This is a genomic window from Streptomyces sp. adm13(2018), from assembly GCF_008042145.1.
Classification (GTDB): Bacteria; Actinomycetota; Actinomycetes; order Streptomycetales; family Streptomycetaceae; genus Streptomyces.
In genome coordinates this window covers 1-2,886 of the sequence record NZ_RDBH01000123.1, presented here as the reverse complement: position 1 = coordinate 2,886, position 2,886 = coordinate 1, and the positions used below count along the sequence as shown (strand labels likewise).

The window sequence follows — 2,886 nt, the reverse complement described above, 5'->3', positions numbered from 1 at the left end:
CCCCGCCGCGGCACCGGCGCCGGCCCCGGCCGTACGGAAGCCGCTGACGGCGGGCCGGAGGTTCGGCGGCGTCGCGCTGGCCGCGCTGCTGCTGTTCCTCGCCGCCGGGTTCGCCCCGGCGGCGCTGCTGCCCCACCTGACGGTGTTCGTGCTCGCGATCGTGATCGGCTACTACGTCATCGGCCACGTCCACCACGCCCTGCACACACCGCTGATGTCGGTGACCAACGCGATCTCCGGGATCATCGTGGTCGGCGCGCTGCTCCAGATCGGGCACGGGAGCACGGTGGTCACGGTGCTGTCCGCCGTGGCGATCCTGCTGGCCAGTATCAACGTCTTCGGCGGCTTCGCGGTGACGCGTCGCATGCTCGCCATGTTCAACCGGAGCTGACATGTCTGCGAACCTTGCCGCCCAGGCGGCCTACCTCGTCGCCGCGCTGCTCTTCATCCTGGCGCTGGCGGGACTCTCCAAGCACGAGTCGGCCCGGCTCGGCAACGCCTTCGGCATGCTCGGCATGGGCATCGCGCTCGTCGCGTCCGTGCTGCTCGCCGTCGACGGCGACATCGGCACGGCGAGCCTCGGTCTGATGGCCGCCGCCATGCTGATCGGCGCGCTGATCGGCCTCCAGCGGGCCCGAGGCGTCGAGATGACCGGCATGCCCGAACTGATCGCGCTGCTGCACTCCTTCGTCGGCCTCGCCGCCGTCCTGGTCAGCTGGAACGGCTACCTCAACGTCGAACACCGGCCGGACGGCGAGGAGGCCCGCGCCCTGGAGGCCCTCGGCACCCTGGGGATCCACCACGCCGAGGTGTTCATCGGCCTGTTCATCGGCGCGGTGACCTTCACCGGCTCCATCGTCGCCTACCTGAAGCTCTCCGCGAAGATCGACTCCAGGCCGCTGACGCTGCCGGGCAAGAACGCCCTCAACCTCGGCGCGCTCGGCCTCTTCGCCGTCCTGACCGTGTGGTTCGTGACCGCGCCCGCGCTGTGGCTGCCGATCGCCGTCACCGCCGTGGCGCTCGCCCTCGGCTGGCACCTGGTCGCCTCGATCGGCGGCGGGGACATGCCGGTGGTCGTCTCCATGCTCAACAGCTACTCCGGCTGGGCCGCGGCGGCCTCCGGCTTCCTCCTCGGCAACGACCTGCTGATCATCACCGGCGCCCTCGTCGGCTCCTCCGGCGCCTACCTGTCGTACATCATGTGCAGGGCGATGAACCGCTCCTTCCTCTCCGTGATCGCCGGCGGCTTCGGCATCGAGGCCCCGGCGGGCTCGGACGTCGACTACGGGGAGCACTCGGAGATCACCGCGGAGAGCACCGCCGAACTCCTCGCCTCCGCCCGCTCCGTGGTCATCACACCCGGCTACGGCATGGCCGTTGCCCAGGCCCAGTACCCCGTCGCCGAACTCACCTCCAAGCTGCGGGCGAAGGGCGTCGACGTACGGTTCGGCATCCACCCGGTCGCCGGCCGGCTGCCCGGCCACATGAACGTCCTGCTCGCCGAGGCCAAGGTGCCGTACGACATCGTCCTGGAGATGGACGAGATCAACGAGGACTTCGAGAAGACCGACGTCGTCCTGGTCATCGGCGCCAACGACACCGTCAACCCCGCCGGAGCCGAGGACCCGTCGAGCCCGCTCGCCGGCATGCCGGTCCTCACCGTCTGGGAGGCGGGCCGGGTCATCGTCTTCAAACGGTCGATGGCCTCGGGCTACGCCGGCGTGCAGAACCCGCTGTTCTTCCGCGAGAACACCTCGATGCTCTTCGGCGACGCGAAGGCCCGGGTCGAGGACATCGTCGGCGCGCTCTGAGGAGAGCGACAGGGGACGGGACCGGAGTGCGCGCCCGCGCTCCGGTCCCGTCCCCTGTGCTCCGGGTGGCCCCGTGACCGTGCGGGGGCCGGGCTCCCGGGTGACCATCGACGTGACCGGGAAGCGGGGGACGCCGGAGAGACGGAGACCGCCATGGCAGCAGCTTGGGAACCCCGGCCCGCGGCCGGAGCCGACGCCGACGGGCCCGAATGGCGGCCGGTGCTGGACGTGCCGCCGCCCGGGCGCCAGCGCCGCTGGACCGTGCTGCTGCGCTGGCTCCTGCTCCTGCCGCAGTTCGTCGTCGTCGCCCTGCTGTCCCTCCTCGCGTTCTTCGTCACGATCGCGGGCTGGTTCAGCGCCCTGGTCCTGGGCCGGCTGCCCGACCCGATCGCGTCCTTCCTCGGCTCGGTCCTCGCCTACCAGACCCGGGTCACGGCCGACGCGACCCTGCTCGTCGACCGCTACCCGCCGTTCTCCTTCGACGCCCCCGACTACCCGGTGCGCATCGAACTCCGCGCCACCCCGCTCAACCGGCTCGCCGTCCTCTTCCGGCTGATCCTGATGATCCCGGCGGCCGTCGTCAGCAGCCTCGCGATGTCCGGCTGGTTCGCCGTCGCCTGGGTGTTCTGGCTGATCGGCATCGTCCTGGGCCGGCTCCCCGAACCGGTCTTCGGAGCCACCGCGGCCGTCGTGCGGTACCGCATGCGCCTGACGGCCTACGCCAGTCTGCTGACCCCGGTGTACCCCAAGGGAGTCCTGGGCGACGGCCCCGAGACCGCCGGGCTCCCCGCGTACTCCGCGACCCGACCGCTGCGGCTGAGCACCGGCGCGCAGGTCCTGGTCTGGCTCTTCCTGCTCCTGGSGCTCGCGGCCCTCCTGGTGCGCCGCCGCCGCTGGCCCGAGGCCGTCTACGTCGGCCTCAGCCTGTGGGCGCTGGGGACGTCGTACTGGTACCAGTCCCTTCCCCGGGCGACCCTGCTGTGGTGGCCCCTGTGGATCGTGCTCGCCGCCTGGACCCTCCGCTCGCCGCGCTTCCGGACCGCGTACTTCTGCCTCGTGGCGCCCCTGTCGACGC

The 2,886-nt window shown here is 71.6% G+C and carries 3 protein-coding genes; all 3 read left to right on the top strand.

Annotated features, from left to right (window positions below):
* Positions 1-391: proton-translocating transhydrogenase family protein (locus EAO70_RS39250; protein ID WP_261992886.1), on the top strand; the 391-nt coding region annotated here is incomplete at its 5' end.
* Position 392: 1 nt separating this feature from the next.
* A complete protein-coding gene (gene pntB / locus EAO70_RS15645) occupies positions 393-1,811 on the top strand; it encodes a Re/Si-specific NAD(P)(+) transhydrogenase subunit beta (protein ID WP_148003596.1) in 1,419 nt (472 codons plus the stop codon).
* Between the two features lie 153 nt (positions 1,812-1,964).
* Positions 1,965-2,886 (top strand): DUF4389 domain-containing protein (locus tag EAO70_RS15640; RefSeq protein WP_148003595.1); only part of this gene is annotated, 922 nt, incomplete at its 3' end.

Excerpts from the sequence above, each read along its gene's own strand:
- pntB (WP_148003596.1), top strand. The coding sequence starts at position 393 with ATGTCTGCGAACCTTGCCGCCCAGGCGGCCTACCTCGTCGCCGCGCTG.